The sequence below is a fragment of the Mycobacterium sp. 141 genome (assembly GCF_000382405.1).
Classification (GTDB): domain Bacteria; phylum Actinomycetota; class Actinomycetes; order Mycobacteriales; family Mycobacteriaceae; genus Mycobacterium.
In genome coordinates this window covers 101828-120489 of sequence record NZ_KB908258.1, presented here as the reverse complement: position 1 = coordinate 120489, position 18662 = coordinate 101828, and the positions used below count along the sequence as shown (strand labels likewise).

The 18662-nt window shown below is 66.0% G+C and carries 7 protein-coding genes and 2 pseudogenes; 6 read left to right on the top strand and 3 right to left on the bottom strand.

Going from position 1 to position 18662, the window contains the following annotated elements:
* The first annotated feature begins 49 nt into the window (after positions 1-49).
* The gene (locus H276_RS0107775; protein ID WP_019970738.1) at positions 50-1321 is read left to right on the top strand and encodes a low temperature requirement protein A; all 1272 of its coding nucleotides are present in this window, start codon (positions 50-52) and stop codon (positions 1319-1321) included.
* Here the strand turns inward: H276_RS0107775 and H276_RS0107770 are convergent.
* Positions 1306-2574 carry a nitrate/nitrite transporter gene (locus H276_RS0107770; protein WP_026356706.1) on the bottom strand — a complete coding sequence of 423 codons (1269 nt, stop codon included), beginning with the start codon at positions 2572-2574 and terminating at the stop codon, positions 1306-1308. The two genes, H276_RS0107775 and H276_RS0107770, sit on opposite strands and share 16 nt — an antisense overlap.
* A 262-nt stretch (positions 2575-2836) precedes the next feature.
* Here H276_RS0107770 and H276_RS0107765 point away from each other — a divergent pair, with 262 nt between their 5' ends.
* From H276_RS0107765 to H276_RS0107745, 5 genes and pseudogenes are all read left to right on the top strand, one after another.
* Positions 2837-3490: a MerR family transcriptional regulator gene (locus tag H276_RS0107765; protein WP_019970736.1), complete on the top strand. Its 654-nt coding sequence runs from the start codon at positions 2837-2839 to the stop codon at positions 3488-3490.
* Positions 3491-3724: 234 nt separating this feature from the next.
* Positions 3725-4193: pseudogene (locus H276_RS22705) on the top strand (glycoside hydrolase domain-containing protein).
* Between the two features lie 514 nt (positions 4194-4707).
* Positions 4708-13965: a type I polyketide synthase gene (locus H276_RS0107755; protein WP_019970735.1), complete on the top strand. Its 9258-nt coding sequence runs from the start codon at positions 4708-4710 to the stop codon at positions 13963-13965.
* Positions 13966-14008: 43 nt separating this feature from the next.
* A complete protein-coding gene (locus H276_RS0107750) occupies positions 14009-14407 on the top strand; it encodes a holo-ACP synthase (protein WP_019970734.1) in 399 nt (132 codons plus the stop codon).
* 105 nt (positions 14408-14512) lie between these two features.
* A pseudogene (locus tag H276_RS0107745) lies at positions 14513-15897 on the top strand (dipeptidase).
* A 29-nt stretch (positions 15898-15926) separates the two neighbouring features.
* Here H276_RS0107745 and H276_RS0107740 read toward each other — a convergent pair.
* Positions 15927-17234, bottom strand: coding sequence for an NAD(P)/FAD-dependent oxidoreductase (locus H276_RS0107740; RefSeq protein WP_026356705.1), 1308 nt, complete (start codon positions 17232-17234; stop codon positions 15927-15929).
* The gene (locus tag H276_RS0107735) at positions 17231-18319 is read right to left on the bottom strand and encodes a glycosyltransferase (RefSeq protein WP_231376632.1); all 1089 of its coding nucleotides are present in this window, start codon (positions 18317-18319) and stop codon (positions 17231-17233) included. Before H276_RS0107735 ends, H276_RS0107740 begins: the two co-directional genes overlap by 4 nt.
* Between the last annotated feature and the right edge of the window lie 343 nt (positions 18320-18662).

Here is an 18662-nt window from a genome sequence, read left to right as displayed (position 1 = left end):
CTCACCCCGGTACCGTCACCCTCGATACCGATCGGGAGGACGCTGACACGTGGCCGAGGGCGATTCGAGTTCGCCGGTGCAGACCCACCGGATCCGCCGGATGTCGGGACGTGATCCCCATGAACTGCACCGGGTCTCCTCGCCGCTGGAGTTGTTGTTCGACCTGACGTTCGCAATCGCCTTCGGGGTGGCGGCCGCCCAGTTGGCGCATCTGCTGGCCGAGGATCACGTGGCCGCCGGGTTGCTGGGTTTCGGGTTCGCGGTGTTTGCCATCTGGTGGGCGTGGATGAACTTCAGCTGGTTTGCCTCGGCGTATGACACCGACGACTGGATCTATCGGCTGATGACCATGGTGCAGATGGTCGGCGTCATCATCCTGGCACTGGGGCTCCCGCAGACCTTTGCCTCGATCGAGCATGGCGGGCATGTGGACAACACCGTCGTGGTGGCGGGGTATGTGGTGATGCGGATCGCCATGGTGGGTCAGTGGCTGCGGGCCGCGCGTCAAGATCCGGACCGGCGGCCGGCCTGCCTGACCTATGCGGTGGTGATCGTCGTCGCACAGATCGGCTGGGTCGCCCAGATCCTGGTGAGCACGTCGGCACCGGTGTTTGCGGCGAGCGCACTGGTGTTGATGGCGTTCGAGATCTCCGGTCCTTTTTTCGCCGAGCGCCGGATGGGCGGTACGCCCTGGCATGCCCACCACATCGCCGAGCGATACGGGCTGCTGGCGATCATCGCGCTCGGCGAAGGTGTCGTCGGAACGGTGGCGTCACTGTCAGCCGCGGTCGGTGAGCACGGCTGGTCAGCTGATGCGATCGTGCTAGCGGTGGCCGGGACAGGTCTCACGTTCGGGATGTGGTGGGTGTACTTCCTGGTTCCGGCTGGGGAGTTGCTGCACGCTCACCGCGAGGTCTCGTTCCAGTACGGATATCTGCATTTGATGGTGTTCGGTTCGATCGTGGCGACCGGCGCTGGGCTGCACGTCGCGGCCTACTACGTCGAAGAGCAGTCCGCGCTGAGCGCGATGGACACCGTGCTGGCCGTCGCGATTCCGGTTGGGGCCTACATCGCCGCGATGTTCGTCATCTATTCGTTGCTGGTCGGCGCATTCGACGTTTTTCACACCGGACTGCTGGTTGTCGCCGGTGCGGTATTGGCCATCGCGGTGGCGATGGCTGCTGCGGGCGTTCCTATGGCGCCGTGCCTGCTCTTGGTGACGGCGGCACCGATGGTCATCGTGGCGGGTTTCGAACTGGTGGGGCACCGGCATGCCAGGGCGATCGTCGCCAGGCGGCTGGCCGATCAGCGGGGCGAGTGAGTCTCGAAGCTCTCCAACAGCATCCGCTCCTGCTCGACCTGCATGAGCCTGCGGGCCTTGCTGCGGGTGATCAGGATGCCGATGGTGGCCAGCACCCAGATCGCGTACTGCACGGTCCAGGCCACCCGGAACGACGCGGCCGAATAGTCGCCGGCATGGGACAGGATGAGCCCCATGGTCTGCATGACCAGCAGTGCCGCCAGGAATCCGCCCATGTTGACCATGCCCTGTGCGGTGCCCAGCGTCGCGCTCGGATTGAACGTGCGGGCGAAGTCGAAGCCGACCATCGAACCCGGCCCACCCACCGAGATGATCACGATGAGTACCACCAGCAGCCACAACGGGGCGCGGCCCGGTAGTGCCAGCACCACAGTCCAGATCAGCGCATTGCTTGCAACGATGCTGAGCACCAGGCGCGACCGGCGATGCGGGTGGCGGCCGGTGAAGATCCCGATCGCGATGCCCGCGACGATCGCGACTGCCACCGAGAGGGTCAGCAATGAGCCGGCCGCGGTCGTGGACAAGCCCTGCGCCACGGTCAGATAGGGCACACCCCACATCAGCGCGAACACCGTCACCGAGAACTGGGTGCCCATGTGGGTGAAGAAGCCCAGCCGGGTCCCGGGCCGCAGCCACACCGTTTTCACGCTGGTCAGGATGTCGTGGACGGTGGTGGTCTCGACCGTGACCACGCGCCCGTGCGGGTTGTTGCGGACCAAGGCGAGCGCGAGTGTCATCGCCACCAGTCCCAAAGCGGCCACGCTGAGATAGGCCGGGGTCCAGCCAGAACCGGTGAGCAGCACCAGGAACGGCACCGCTGACAGCACCTGGCCGAACTGCCCGCAGATGCCGGTCAACTGGGTGACGAGCGGCACCTGCGCGGGTTTGAACCAGTGCGGCACCAGCCGCAGTACCGAGATGAAGGTGACCGCGTCGCCGAGGCCCACGATCGCGCGAGCCGCGAACGCCGCGGGCAAGGATTCGCTGAGTGCCAACACCAATTGGCCTGTCGCCATCAGGGCTGCGCCGGAGACGATGAGCACGCGTGAGCCGAACCGGTCGAGCAGCAGCCCGGCGGGCACCTGCGCCCCGGCATAGACGATCACCTGCAGCACGACGAAGCTCGACAGCACACTCGGATTGGCGGCAAACCGATCCGCAGCCTGCAGGCCGGAAACGCCGAGCGTGGTTCGGTCGAGTACCGCGACGGTGTACGCAAGCAGTCCGGTGGCCCAGACGATCCAGGGACGCACTCGCGGCCTTTCGTCGAACGGATTTATCTCGATGTCCCGCAACATGGTCGCGCACGTGGGGATGGCTTTCCAATTCTGGTCGGGTGAATTCACTCACGGCGGCTCGCAGGCTGCGGGCCAAAGTTGGCTGTGATCGCAGTATCATGTGTGAATTCACACCAGGTGGTCGATATATCTGCAGATGAACAGAGTGTTAATCCCGTTATCGACTGTGTTGTTTCTGTGGGTAAAACTTCGCTCGCAGTCGTTTTTCCGGGGTAGGGTGAAGGAATGCATCGCTGTCCGGCTCGGCGGGGGGATGGTCAGATTGGCTGAGTACCGGTTGAATGATCTGGCGCGAATCTCGGGCGTCAGCGCCAGGAACATCCGCGCCTATCGCGAGCGGGGGTTGCTCGATCCGCCCCGTCGTGTCGGTCGTTCGGCGTACTACGGTGACACCCACCTGGCGCAATTGGCGGCGATCAGCCGGCTTCTCGGCAAAGGATTCAGCTCCGCGCATATCGCGGAGTTCTTCGATGGGCTGCGGCACGGCCAGAGTCTTGTCGACATCCTGGGTATACCGCCGACAACGGTGGGTCAACAGGCCGGTCATTTGCAGGTCGCCCCGGCAGATCCTGACTTGGACGCTCTCGTCTCGCGTGGTTTGGCGCGCGTCATCGACGATGCCGTGGTTCTGACCGACCCGGTGTTGGCGGAGGTCGTCGACCATGTGCCGGATCAACACATGTGTCTGCACGCCATCGCCCAGGTGGTCGCGTCGACCGACGCTGCGGTCGGCGCGCTTGCCGAGTCGGCGGTCGGGACGGTCGCCGACTGTTTGGCTGATCAACGGGAGTCCGACAACTGCGCTCTGGCGCATGCCGTGCTGTCCGGTCTGCTCGACCAGGCCGTCAAGCGGGCTGCTGCGATCGCCTGAGCGGCACACCCGCACTGGGCGGGAACCACGCTGAACCCCTAAGCGCCATAAGGAAATTCGCGGCGCTGTGACGACTTGCCCGGGCCAGACGTCCCAGGGTCGCGAGCAGTTCACCGTTCTTGATCGGCGGCCCGACGCCTTCGACGGCCCCCTCGACGCCGGCGTGAATATTGATAGAGATGTGACCAGTGGCGTTGATGTGAATATTGGGGCGATTGTCGTAACCTGATATTCGTGTCGATGTCCCGGCGCGAGCTGCTCAGATGCGCCGCCGCTACACCCGCCCTGCTCGGGCTGGGTGAGCTGGTTACCGCGCCGCCTGCAGGCGCTGCGCCGTTGGGTGTGCTGCTCGACTATGCCGCGGGTGTCATCAAGGCCTCCGACATCCGATCGGTGGGTGCACTCGGCGCGATCCGCTACGTCTCCGATCGCCGCCCCGGAGGCGCGTGGATGCTCGGTAAGCCGATCCAGCTTCCCGAGGCTCGAGATCTCTACCAGAACGGTATGAAGATCGTGTCCTGCGACCAGTACGGCAAGCAGGACGCCGCGGACTGGCTGGGTTGGCAGAACGCGGGTGTGCAGCACGCCAAGCGAGGCTGGCACCGCGCAGCTGCACCAGGTCCAGATCGACAAGCGCAACGTCGGGGGAGTCGGGGTGGATATCAACCACATCCTCAAGCCGCAATTTGGCCAGTGGGACTGACCGGTAAGTCTTTCCAGCAAACTTTTCGGATCTGACCGCACGATTCGCTTGACATTTGTAGTCTCAATGTCGACTGGCAACACGGCCGTCCGGCAGGCCTCGTCGATCCCGGATTTTAGATAACGATTTGATAACAATGCTGCTTTGATCTGCATTATTGTTGCTACCCGACCGTAACCACCTGCCAGCAGGAGCTTTGTACCGAATGCGTTCTGCCGCCGTCGAACGCGGTGTTACGTTACCGGTGGTTACCCGTGCGTAGAACTCGTCAGTAACCAATCTCGCGGAGAAATGCCCGCTTGCCCTTATGACACCCTTGGTACGGCAGGGATGCTCACCCAACCTTTCTGGACCATCCGGAACCTGAACCGGAGGCGGCTCCTTGCCGGATTCGACGCTGAATCGCCGACGACCTGACGCTCGGGGGACTTGAGCCTCCGGGGCCGACAGTCATGGCAGGCATACGGCCGCCCGTACGCGACAACACCCGAGCAGCACCGAGGAGATAGCCCCAGTGACGATCTACGAACACGACCGAGTGTCCGCCGGTTGGAACAACGAGTCTGGATCCGACGGACTGCCGATCGACTCCACCCACGCACTTGTCGACCGGCTCAGCGCTGGCGAACCGTATGCGGTGGCTTTCGGCGGTCAGGGCAGCGCTTGGCTGGAGACCCTTGAGGAACTGGTGTCCTCCGCCGGGATCGAAGCCGAGCTGGCGACCCTGGCCGGTGAGGCCGAGCTGATGCTGGAGCCCGTCGCCGCCGAACTCGTCGTGGTCCGGCCCATCGGCTTCGACCCGCTGCATTGGGTCCGCGCGCTGGCCTCCGAAGAGCCCGTGCCGTCGGTCAAGCAGCTGACGTCGGCCGCGGTGTCGGTGCCGGGCGTGCTGCTGACCCAGATCGCCGCCATTCGCGCCCTGGCCCGTCAGGGGATGGACCTGACCGCCACCCCGCCGGTGGCGGTCGTGGGGCACTCCCAGGGCGTGCTGGCCGTCGAGGCGCTCAAGGCCGGCGGTGCCAAGGATGTCGAGTTGCTCGCGTTGGCCCAGCTGATCGGTGCCGCAGGCACACTCGTGGCCCGCAGGCGCGGTATCACCGTGCTGGGCGACCGGCCGCCGATGGTCTCGGTCACCAACGCCGAGCCCGAGCGCATCTACGAACTGCTCGCGGAGTTCTCTCAGGATGTCCGCACCGTGCTGCCGCCGGTGCTGTCCATCCGCAACGGCCGTCGTTCGGTCGTCATCACCGGCACGCCCGAGCAGCTCTCCCGGTTCGAGCTGTACTGCACCCAGATCGCCGAGAAGGAAGAGGCCGAGCGCAAGAGCAAAGTCCGCGGCGGCGCGGTGTTCGCGCCGGTGTTCGACCCGGTCCAGGTCGAGGTCGGCTTCCATACCCCACGTTTGTCCGACGGCATCGAGATCGTCGGCCGCTGGGCCGAGGCCGTGGGCCTCGACGTCACGCTCGCCAAGGCGATGACCGAGTCGATCCTGGTCGACCAGGTGGACTGGGTCGAAGAGATCACCGACGTGCACTCGGCAGGCGCCCGCTGGATTCTCGACCTGGGCCCCGGCGACATCCTCACCCGGCTGACCGCCCCCGTCATCCGCGGGCTCGGCGTGGGCATCGTGCCCGCCGCCACGCGTGGGGGCCAGCGCAACCTGTTCACCATCGGCGCGGTGCCCGAGGTTGCCCGCCCGTGGTCCAGCTACACCCCGACCCTGGTGTCGCTGCCCGACGGCTCGGTCAAGCTCGAGACCAAGTTCACCCGGCTCACCGGGCGCTCGCCGATCCTGCTCGCCGGTATGACCCCGACGACCGTCGACGCCAAGATCGTCGCGGCCGCCGCCAATGCTGGCCACTGGGCCGAGCTGGCCGGCGGTGGTCAGGTCACCGAGGGCATATTCGATGACCGCATGACCGAGCTGACCACGCTGCTGGAGCCCGGCCGCGCGATCCAGTTCAACACTCTGTTCCTGGACCCCTACCTGTGGAAGCTCCAGGTCGGCGGCAAGCGCCTGGTGCAGAAGGCCCGGCAGTCGGGTGCCCCGATCGACGGCGTCGTCGTCAGCGCGGGTATCCCCGATCTGGAAGAGGCCGTCGAGCTGATCGACGAACTCAACGACGCCGGCCTCAGCCACGTGGTGTTCAAGCCGGGCACCATCGAGCAGATCCGCTCGGTGATCCGGATCGCCGCCGAGACCCCCACCAAGCCGGTGATCGTGCACATCGAAGGCGGCCGCGCCGGTGGCCACCACTCGTGGGAGGACCTCGACGACCTGCTGCTGACCACCTACTCGGAGCTGCGTAGCCGGTCCAACATCACCATCTGCGTCGGCGGCGGCATCGGTACGCCCGAGCAGGCCGCCGAGTACCTGTCCGGCCGCTGGTCGGTCGGCCACGGCTACCCGCTGATGCCGATCGACGGCATCCTCGTCGGCACGGCCGCGATGGCCACGCTGGAGGCGACCACCAGTCCCCAGGTCAAGGAGCTCCTGGTGGCGACCCAGGGCACCGACCAGTGGGTGGGTGCCGGAAAAGCCCAGGGCGGCATGGCCTCCGGGCGCAGCCAGCTCGGCGCCGACATCCACGAGATCGACAACACCGCGTCACGCTGCGGCCGGTTGCTCGACGAGGTGGCCGGCGACGCCGACGCGGTCGCGGAGCGTCGCGACGAGATCATCGCGGCCATGGCCGACACGGCCAAGCCCTACTTCGGCAACGTCGCCGACATGACCTACCTGCAGTGGTTGCGCCGCTACGTGGAGCTGGCCATCGGGGACGGCAACAGCACCGCCGACACCAAGCGGGATAACTCGCCGTGGCTGGACATCACCTGGCGCGACCGCTTCGAGCAGATGCTCAAGCGTGCCGAAGGGCGTTTGCACGCACAGGATTTCGGTCCGGTCGAGACGCTGTTCGACAACGAGGCGCTACTCGAGGATCCCAAGGCCGCGCTGGCCGCCCTGGTCGGCGCCTACCCGGATGCCGCATCGGTGCAGCTGCACCCGGCCGACGTCCCGTTCTTCACGGAGCTGTGCAAGATGCTGGGCAAGCCGGTCAACTTTGTGCCGGTCATCGACAAGGATGTGCGCCGCTGGTGGCGCAGTGACTCGCTGTGGCAGGCCCACGATGCCCGCTACACGGCCGACCAGGTGTGCGTCATCCCCGGCACCGCCGCGGTCGCCGGTATCACCCGTGTCGACGAGCCCGTCGGCGAGCTGCTCGACCGCTTCGAGCAGGCCGCCGTCGACGAGGCGCTGTCGTCGGGCGCCCAGCCGGTGCCTGCGCTGTCCCGACGGGCCCGCCGCGCCGGCGTGTCCGGTCCGCTGGCCGTACTGCTCGATGCTCCCGACGTGCTGTGGGCCGGGCGTACCGCCACCAACCCGGTACACCGCATCGCCGCGCCTGGCGACTGGCAGGTCCGCGAAGGGTCGGCAAACCGTTCCGCTACTCATCCTTCGACCGGGGCTCGGCTTGAGGTGGTCGACGACACGCACGTCGTGCTCTCGGTGCCGCTGTCGGGTACCTGGATCGAGATCCGGTTCAGCCTGACCGACGCCGTGCACAGCGGCGGAGCCCCGATCGTTTCGGTCGAGGACGCCTCGACCGCGATGCGATCGGTGCTGGCCATCGCCGCAGGCGTCAACGGCCCTGATGCGCTGCCGCCGGTGATCGACTCCACCGCCACCGTGACGGTCGCCTGGGATCCCGAGGAGGTCGCTGACCACACCGGCGTGACCGCGACCTTCGGTGCACCACTGGCCCCGACGCTGACCGTGGTCCCCGATGCACTGGTCGGCCGGTGCTGGCCCGCGGTGTTCGCGGCGATCGGATCGGCTCTCACCGACGACGGATTCCCGGTCGTCGAGGGTCTGCTGAGCCTGGTGCACCTGGACCACGCCGCGCAGCTGCACGCTTCGCTGCCGTCGGAGCAGGCCGAATTGACCGTCGCCGCAACGGCTTCGGCCGCCTATGACACCGAGGTGGGTCGGGTGGTCCCGGTTTCGGTGGTCGTGAAGGCTGCCGACGGAACGGTGCTGGCCACGCTCGAGGAGCGGTTCGCCATCCGTGGCCGCACCGGCGACGCCGAGCTGGCTGACCCGGTCAAGGCCGGTGGCGCCATCTCCGACAACGCCACTGACACCCCGCGTCGCCGTCGCCGCGACATCACCATCGGCGCCCCGGTCGACATGCGGCCGTTCGCCGCGGTGTCCGGTGACCACAACCCGATCCACACCGACCGGGCAGCAGCGCTGCTGGCCGGCTTGGATTCGCCCATCGTGCACGGCATGTGGCTCTCGGCCGCGGCCCAGCACGTGGCCACCGCCACCGACGGTAAGCCGGCTCCGCCGGCCAAGCTGATCGGCTGGACTGCCCGCTTCCTGGGCATGGTCAAGCCCGGCGATGAGGTCGACTTCCGCGTCGATCGCGTCGGAATCGACGTCGGCGCAGAGGTACTCGAGGTGCAGGCGCGCGTCGGCTCCGACCTGGTGATGTCGGCGACCGCTCGCTTGGCCGCGCCCAAGACCGTCTATGCGTTCCCCGGCCAGGGTATCCAGTACAAGGGCATGGGCATGGAGGTCCGGGCCCGGTCCAAGGCCGCCCGCAAGGTGTGGGACTCGGCGGACAAGTTCACCCGCGAGACCCTCGGCTTCTCGGTCCTGCACGTGGTGCGGGACAACCCGACCAGCCTGATCGCGTCCGGTGTGCACTACCACCATCCCGACGGTGTGCTGTTCCTGACGCAGTTCACCCAGGTCGCCATGGCGACGGTTGCGGCGGCTCAGGTCGCCGAGATGCGTGAACAGGGCGCGTTCGTCGAGGGCGCCATCGCCTGCGGGCACTCCGTCGGTGAATACACCGCACTGGCTTGCGTTTCCGGCGTGTACGAGCTGGAAGCTCTGCTCGAGGTGGTGTTCGCGCGCGGCGGCAAGATGCACGACATCGTCGAGCGTGACGAGCAGGGCCGGTCCAACTACCGGCTGGCCGCGATCCGGCCGTCGCAGATCGATCTCCCCGACGCCGACGTCAAGGACTTCGTCGCGCAAATCGCGGCGGATACCGGTGAATTTCTTCAGATCGTGAACTTCAACCTGCGTGGTTCGCAGTACGCGATAGCCGGTACCGTGCGCGGTCTGGAGGCACTGGAAGAAGAGGTCGAGCGGCGTCGCGAGCTCAGTGGCGGCCGACGCTCGTTCATCCTGGTGCCTGGCGTCGACGTGCCCTTCCACTCCAGCGTGCTGCGCGTGGGTGTCGACGACTTCCGCCGCAGCCTGGACCGCGTCATGCCGCGCGACAACGACCCCGAGCTGGTCATCGGCAAGTACATCCCGAACCTGGTGCCACGGCCGTTCACCCTGGACAAGGACTTCATTCAGGAGATCCGCGACCTGGTTCCGGCCGAGCCGCTCGACGAGGTGCTCGCCGACTACGACACCTGGCGGAACGAGAAGCCGAAGGAGCTGTGCCGCAAGATCGTCATCGAGCTGTTGGCCTGGCAGTTCGCCAGCCCGGTGCGCTGGATCGAGACGCAGGACCTGTTGTTCATCGAGGAGGCCGCAGGCGGTCTCGGTGTTGAGCGGTTCGTCGAGATCGGCGTGAAGTCGGCTCCGACGGTCGCCGGTCTGGCGACCAACACGCTCAAGCTGCCCGAGTACTCGCACAGCACCGTCGAGGTGCTCAACAGCGAGCGCGACGCGGCAGTGCTGTTCGCCACTGACACCGATCCGGAGCCGGATCCCGACGTCGATGAAGGTTCCGCAGAACCGTCCACCGGCTCCGCTGGAGCCGCCGAGGCCACTCCTGCGGCGGCCCCGGCACCCGCAGCCCCGGTCGCGGCGTCCGGTGGCCCACGGCCCGACGACATCGCGTTCGATGCCGCCGACGCCACCGTGGCGCTCATCGCGTTGTCGGCCAAGATGCGCATCGATCAGATCGAAGGGCTGGACTCCATCGAGTCCATCACCGACGGCGCGTCATCGCGCCGGAACCAGCTGCTGGTGGACCTGGGCTCCGAGCTGAACCTCGGTGCCATCGACGGTGCCGCCGAAGCCGACCTCGGTGCGCTGAAGGGGCAGGTGAGCAAGCTCGCCCGCACCTATAAGCCATTCGGCCCGGTGCTGTCGGACGCCATCAACGACCAGTTGCGGACCGTGTTCGGTCCGTCCGGCAAGCGTCCGGCCTACATCGCCGAGCGGATCACCAAAACCTGGGAGCTGGGTGCAGGCTGGGCCAAGCACGTCACCGTCGAGGTCGCGCTGGGCACCCGCGAGGGCAACAGCGTGCGCGGCGGCGACCTGGGTGCCCTGCATCCCGGCGCGCTGGCCGACGCCGCCAGCGTCGACAAGGTGATCGACGCGGCCGTGGCGGCAATTGCGGCCCGGCGTGGTGTGCCTGTCGCGTTGCCGTCGGCCGGCGGTGCCGGTGGCGGTGTGGTGGATTCGGCAGCGCTCGGCGAGTTCGCCGAGAAGGTCACCGGACGTGACGGTGTGCTGGCTGCCGCGGCGCGGACGATCTTGGGTCAGCTCGGGCTCGACAACGCCGTAACCGCCCCGGAGACGGCAACCGACGCCGAGCTCATCGACCTCGTGACCACCGAACTCGGTTCGGACTGGCCGCGACTTGTCGCGCCGACGTTCGACGCCCGCAAGGCCGTCGTGTTCGACGACCGGTGGGCCAGTGCCCGTGAAGATCTGGCCAAGCTGTGGTTGGCCGACGAGAGCGAGATCGACTCGGAGTGGCCGCGGCTGTCCGAGCGCTTCGAAGGTGCCGGGCATGTGGTTGGCACCCAGGCGAATTGGTGGCAGGGCAAGGCCCTTGCCGCCGGCCGCAACGTGCATGCGTCGCTGTTCGGTCGCATTGCCGCGGGCGCCGAGAACCCGGGCAAGGGCCGCTACCGTGACGAGATCGCGGTCGTGACCGGTGCTTCGAAGGGTTCGATCGCCTCCGCGGTGGTCGGGCAGCTGCTCGACGGTGGTGCCACCGTCATCGCCACCACCTCGCGCCTCGACGACGACCGGTTGGCCTTCTACAAGAAGCTCTACCGCGACAACGCTCGTTTCGGCGCCACGCTGTGGGTGGTTCCGGCCAACATGGCGTCCTACTCCGACATCGACAAGCTGGTCGAGTGGGTCGGGAGCGATCAGGTCGAAAGCCTTGGGCCGCAATCCATTCACCTCAAGGACGCGCAGACTCCGACGCTGCTGTTCCCGTTCGCCGCACCGCGCGTGGCCGGGGATCTGTCGGAGGCCGGTTCGCGCTCCGAGATGGAGATGAAGGTGCTGCTGTGGGCCGTGGAGCGGCTCGTCGGTGGGCTGTCCAGGATCGGCGCCGACCGTGACATCGCTTCGCGCCTGCACGTGGTGCTACCGGGCTCGCCCAACCGCGGCATGTTCGGTGGCGACGGCGCCTACGGCGAGTCCAAGGCGGCGCTCGACGCGCTGGTGAACCGCTGGAACGCCGAGACGTCATGGGCCGAGCGAGTCACCCTGGCGCACGCGCTGATCGGCTGGACCAAGGGCACGGGCCTGATGGGTCACAACGACGCCATCGTCAGCGCGGTCGAAGAGGCCGGCGTGACGACCTACACCAGTGCGGAGATGGCAGCCATGCTGCTGGACCTGTGCACGGTGGAGTCGAAGGTGGCCGCGGCGAATGCGCCGATCAAGGTCGACCTGACCGGTGGTCTCGGCGACATCAAGATCGACATGGCCGAGCTGGCCGCCAAGGCCCGCGAGGAGATGGCTGCTGCCGCATCAGAAGACGGAGCTTCCGACGGCGACAATCGCGGTACTATTGCCGCGTTGCCCTCGCCGCCGCGCGGATACGCCCCGGCGCCCGCGCCGGTCTTCGACAACCTCGATGTCGACCCGGCCGATCTGGTGGTCATCGTCGGCGGTGCCGAGCTCGGCCCGTACGGTTCCTCGCGTACCCGTTACGAGATGGAGGTCTCCGGCGAGTTGTCGGCGGCCGGCGTGCTGGAGCTGGCGTGGACAACCGGACTGGTCAAGTGGGAGGACGATCCCAAGGCCGGCTGGTACGACACCGAAACCGGTGAGCTGGTCGACGAATCGGAGATCGTGGAGCGTTACCACGACACCGTCGTCGAGCGCTGTGGCATCCGCGAGTTCGTCGACGACGGCGCGATCGATCCGGATCACGCCTCGCCGCTGCTGGTCAGCGTCTTCCTGGACAAGGATTTCTCGTTCGTCGTGTCCAGCGAGGCCGACGCCCGGGCGTTCGTGTCCTTCGATCCCGAGCACACCGTGGCCCGGCCGGTGCCGGACTCCGGTGACTGGCAGGTGATCCGCAAGGCGGGCACCGAAATTCGGGTGCCGCGCAAGACCAAGCTGTCGCGGACCGTCGGCGCGCAGATCCCCACCGGGTTCGACCCGACGGTGTGGGGCATCACCCCGGACATGGCCAGCTCCATCGACCGGGTGGCGCTGTGGAACATCGTGGCGACCGTCGATGCGTTCCTGTCATCGGGCTTCACGCCGACCGAGCTGATGCGCTGGGTGCACCCGAGCCTGGTGGCCAGCACGCAGGGCACCGGTATGGGTGGCATGACCTCGATGCAGACCATGTACCACGGCAACCTGCTGGGCCGCTCCAAGCCGAACGACATCCTGCAGGAGGTGCTGCCGAACGTTGTTGCGGCCCACGTCATGCAGTCCTACGTCGGCGGCTACGGCGCGATGGTCCATCCGGTCGGCGCATGCGCCACCGCGGCGGTCTCGGTCGAGGAGGGCGTCGACAAGATCCGCCTGGGCAAGGCCGATCTGGTGGTGGCCGGCGGCTTCGACGATCTGACGCTGGAGGCCATCATCGGCTTCGGTGACATGGCGGCCACCGCCGACACCGAGACGATGCGGGCCAAGGGCATCAGTGACTCGAAGTTCTCCCGCGCCAACGACCGGCGCCGGCTCGGGTTCCTCGAGGCACAGGGCGGTGGCACCATCCTGCTGGCCCGCGGTGACCTGGCCGCCAAGATGGGTCTGCCGGTGCTGGCGGTGATCGGCTACGCGCAGAGCTTCGCCGACGGTGTGCACACCTCGATCCCGGCCCCGGGCCTGGGCGCCCTGGGTGCGGGCCGTGGCGGCAAGGACTCGGCGCTGTCCCGTGCGCTGGCCAAGCTGGGTGTGGGTGCCGACGACATCGCGGTGATCTCCAAGCACGACACCTCGACGTTGGCCAACGATCCCAACGAGACCGAGCTGCACGAGCGGCTGGCCGATTCGATGGGCCGCTCGGAGGGTGCGCCGCTGTTCATCGTCAGCCAGAAGTCGTTGACCGGGCACGCCAAGGGCGGCGCCGCGGTGTTCCAGATGATGGGGCTGTGCCAGATCCTGCGCGACGGCGTCATCCCGCCGAACCGCAGCCTGGACTGCGTCGACGACGAGCTGGCCACATCCGGCCACTTCGTCTGGGTGCGTGAGCCCCTGGACCTGCGCGGCAAGTTCCCGCTCAAGGCCGGTCTGGTGACCAGCCTCGGGTTCGGTCACGTGTCGGGTTTGGTCGCGCTGGTGCATCCGGAGGCGTTCATCGCTTCGCTCGATCCCGCTGAACGGGAGAGCTACCGCAAGCGGGCCGAACAGCGCACGCTGGCCGGGCAGCGCCGGTTGGCCTCGGCCATCGCCGGTGGGCGTCCGATGTACGAGAAGCCTGCCGACCGCCGGTTCGATCACGATGTGCCGGAAAAGCCCCAGGAAGCGGCCATGTTGCTCGACCCGGATGCTCGACTTGGCAATGACGATCTCTATGCGCGATGAGCGCTTGCGCGGAGAGCAAGAGGGCGTGAGCTAAGGTCGCTGGGTGGCGATAGTCGGAGTAGGCATCGATCTGGTTTCCATACCGGATTTCGCTGAGCAGGTTGATCGGCCAGGCACGGTTTTCGCCGAGACGTTCACACCAGGTGAGCGCCGGGACGCCGCGGACAAGAGTTCCTCGGCGGCCCGGCACCTGGCGGCCCGGTGGGCCGCCAAGGAGGCGGTGATCAAGGCCTGGTCGGGGTCGCGGTTCTCCAAGCGGCCGATGCTGCCGGAGGACATCCACCGCGACATCGAGGTGGTCACCGACATGTGGGGCCGTCCGAAGGTCCGGCTGTCGGGTGAGATCGGCCGGCACCTGGAGAACACGACCATCCATGTATCGCTCACGCACGAGGCGGACACCGCCGCCGCCGTGGCGATCATCGAGGAACTCGAGCCCTAGCAGCCCTAGCTCCGCGAGCGTGCGCGTCTGCCGCCCGACACGCCGTGTCCGGTCAGCATTTCACGCACGCTCGCCGGGCTCGACTGTGACGCTAGGGTCATCACCATGAGTGATGTCGTGCAGCGGATCCAACAGATATTGCCGTCGGTGCGGGCCGATCTGGAGGATCTGGTCCGCATCCCCTCGGTATGGGCTGACCCGGCCCGCCGCGGAGAGGTGGCCCGCAGCGCCGAAGCTGTCGCAAAGCTGTTGTCCGATGCGGGTTTCCCTGACGTCACGATCGTCAGCGAAGGCGGTGCGCCCGCCGTCATCGCGCACTATCCGGCCCCGCCCGGGGCACCCACGGTGCTGCTGTACGCCCACCATGATGTGCAGCCCGAAGGCGATCCCGCTCAATGGAACTCGGCACCGTTCGAGCCGCAGGAGCGCGACGGCCGGCTCTACGGCCGTGGCACCGCCGACGACAAGGCCGGTATCGCAACGCATCTGGCCGCGATCAGGGCCTTCGACGGCAAGCCCCCGGTCGGCGTGACGGTGTTCGTCGAAGGCGAAGAAGAGTCCGGTTCCCCATCGCTGGGAGCCCTGTTGACCGCCCATCATGACGCCTTGGCCGCCGATGTCATCGTCATCGCGGACTCGGACAACTGGAGCACCGAAACCCCTGCGCTGACGGTGTCGCTGCGTGGGCTGGCGGACTGCGTCGTCGAGGTCGCCACCCTGGACCACGGATTGCATTCGGGCTTGTGGGGCGGGGTGGTGCCCGACGCACTGAGCGTGCTGGTGCGGCTGCTGGCCAGCTTGCACGATGACGACGGCAACGTCGCGGTCGCCGGCCTGCACGAGGCGTCCGCCGCGGACGTCGACCGCGGTGACGACTGGGTCCGCCAGGAATCCGGTCTGCTCGACGGGGTGTCCGAAATCGGCTCGGGCTCAGTGGTGCAACGTATGTGGGCCAAACCCGCCGTCACGGTGATCGGCATCGACACCACGCCCATCGACAAATCGTCCAACACCCTCATCCCACGCGCCCGCGCGAAAGTGAGCATGCGGGTGGCACCCGGCGGCGACGCCCGTGCCCACCTTGAGGCGCTGACACGTCATCTGCAGCAGCACGCCCCGTGGGGTGCGCAAGTGACGGTCACGCCAGGCGACGTCGGGCAGCCGTATGCCATCGACGCCAGCGGCCCGGTGTACGACGCGACCCGCGCCGCGTTCCGGCAGGCATGGGGCACCGATCCGGTGGATATGGGCATGGGCGGCTCGATCCCGTTCATCGCCGAGTTCGCCGCGGCGTTCCCCGCCGCGACGATCCTGGTGACCGGCGTTGAAGATCCCGGCACCCAGGCCCACAGCATCAACGAAAGCCTGCACCTCGGCGTGTTGGAGAAGGCCGCGACCGCCGAGGCGCTGCTGCTGGAGCGGCTGGGACAGCTAGACCGATAGGTCGCGGCGCAGCTTGGCGACGTGGCACAGAGGATGCACACCAATAATCGGTGTGCATCAAAACCGGCAGTTCAGTTCAATGTCCGATGAGGTTCAGGACGTGGTCAGCCGCATTCTCGCCACTGACGAATGCTTCGTCGGTCCATTGATATCCCCACTCTCCGTATCGACCACACCAGGTGATCCCGATATCCGCTAGATAACCGTGAACGGTTTCGAGGGCCGCGGCCCGGTCGAGGTCGAAGATGATGTTCGCGTAGGGAATGTGCAGCGTATTCGCGAAGATGATTCGGTCGGATTCGCGCAGGATGCCGCATTTCCTGAGATCGCGGAGCACCGGCTCGATCAAACTGTCCGGACTCCGGTCTAGGGGCCGGTACTTGGCCGAGAAATAACATTCAGCCTGCAGGCTGCCGCAGCCGGTAGGTGCGTTGTTCGGCGAGAGTAGGTGTGGCGTACTAAGCCGGGTGAAAGTTATCTCGCGGTCATAGTAGTACGACCAGTGGGCGTCGAGGAGGTCCGCACGATCGACACCAACGTTGACGAGCACCACCTCGGTGCAGGCGAGTCGGTCCGCCGCGTCGAGCACATCAGGTGGTGTCCCCTCGATCATCGGCACCAGTGTCTTCAGTGGGATGGAAGAGATGAGGTGCGTGTAGTCGATACGCTGCCCGTTCCGGAAGGTTAGTAACCCGCGCTTGGGGTCTACCGCGCTGACCTCGTGGCCGGTTCTGACATTGGCTTCCTGCGCGAACCGGCGAAGATAGGAGGCGAATCCACCGCGAGTCGGGTAACGGAAGTAGTCCACGTAATGGGTGTGGGGGGTGTTGGGCCCCAGTGCACCCCGCAGGACTTCGTCGAGGCTGGGTCGGTAGAACCGGGGCCCCAGCCAGTCCGTACTCATATTGTCAGCGGTGGTTGTGTGGTACTTGTACGCGTACTCCATCGGAAAGGTCTCAGCGAAAGTCTTGCCGAATGCCGCGTAGAGCCATTCCTGGTAGTTCTTGAATTCGCCCGCGGGCTGGTCCTGCACGGCGACGAAATCCTTGATGATGTCGACCACCAAGTCCTCGGGCAAACCATACAGATTGACTTGTGCTGGATGCTTGATCCAATGGCCGCGCCAGAGATTGTTGATCTTGGCATGCAATATCTCGTACGCGCCATCGATATTGGCAGCCAATAACTCTTGGATCCGGGTATTGCTGGTGAAGGAAACGTGTGGTCCCTCGTCGAACACGAAACCGTGCCACTCATGCGATGAGGTATGTCCGCCGTAGTAGGGCAGCTTCTCGAACATCACCGGTGACAGACCCGCCGAACGCAATCGATGTGACGCGCCGAACCCTGCCATACCGGATCCGAGGATCGCAACATTTGTCATGGGTTAGCTGATCCTTCTAACTCGCTTTGCGGGATGGTGCGATCGATTGACTCCGCGAGGTCGCTGAGAGCACGCTTGCGGCGTTGCATTGCCTCAGTTTCCGGCAGTCCTACGGCGGACAGGACCTGAGCCCAGCGATAAACGTGGTCGTGACGGCGTAATGAGTTCACGACGTTGGTTTTGCTGATCCGTTCACAGCGAGTCGGATCAGCGTCCAATGCCGACATGACAGCTGAGATCTGGTCGGAATCATCGGGGAGTGGGATGACCGCGTCCTCCCATCCGAACCATTCGTGGAACGCCTGGGTATCGGGAACATCGCCGACGAGGATGGCTCCGCCGGCGGCGCCTTCGAAGTATCGAAATCCCAATTCTTGTTGGCCGCCGGTGCGTTCGGGATTATTGAACAATGCCAGATTTACCAGGAAGTACCGCGAACGCTTGATCATGTCCGCGAGTCTGTTGCGATGCTCGACGTAGCTCGTGACTTCGGAATTCTTCACGGTGTCGTACATGTAGTAGAAGTCGTCTGTGGCTGCGATCCTGAGGAGAGCGTTGTGGGTTTGTTCCGGGCGGCGACCCATTGCATAGAAATCGATAACTCTCTCGGGTGCCGAAGGATACGGGCAAAATTTGAGAGCATCGGTAGAGGGCGGGATGTGGTGGCAAGGACGGCCGGTGGCCTGTGCCAGGGGCTCAGCAGTGCCCGCGTCGGCGACAAAAATGTGGTCGAAGCGTTTGAGTAGATCTAGGAGACTCCCGAGGGCGGGAATGTCGGCTGCATAGATTTCTTCTATGTAGCACGCGGAGACTCTTGCCGTTGATCGCCACATTGCGCACGGAGCGAGTGCGCGTAAGTCGGCTACTGATTCCGTGCTGAGGAAGACCAGGTCGTAGTGGCGGGACAGGCCGGCGGGCAGGCGCCGACGACCCGCGATAGGCCAAGCTTGTTCGAGTCGCAGGCTCAACCGCTGTAACGCCCGCAGCGACAGCTGCCGAACCTTGCCCAGAGTGGCCTGAAATAGACCTTCTGCGCCCTCGTGGGCGACCGAGCCGGAGGGGGCGATCACATCGACATCGTCCACCGATGCGATGAGGTCTTCGAGTTCGTACTGTAAGCATCGCGAGATCAGTGGCGCGATGTCGCGGTTTGAGACACACAGAATCCGTGCACCCGGACTCTTCGTACTGAATCGGCAGCGCCGCATCTCACAGACTCCGCGCAAGGACTGCGCCCACAAGAGTGGTCATGCAGCTAGTGGCTTTCATGGCGCGACAGCTAGGGGGCGGGATGTTTGACATGTGCAAAACTCTCTTTGCTGGAGACGTCCGGCTGTGGCGAGTGTACCCAACGGTTGGTCTTGGTAGACACCGTCGTCAAAGGGTAGCTTGGCAGCTTAAGCCACGCGCTGCGGCTCTTGTTGAAGT

Bases quoted from the DNA above. Each gene is read 5' to 3' on its own strand.
- H276_RS0107740 (WP_026356705.1), bottom strand. From the start codon at position 17,234: ATGACAAATGTTGCGATCCTCGGATCCGGTATGGCAGGGTTCGGCGCG.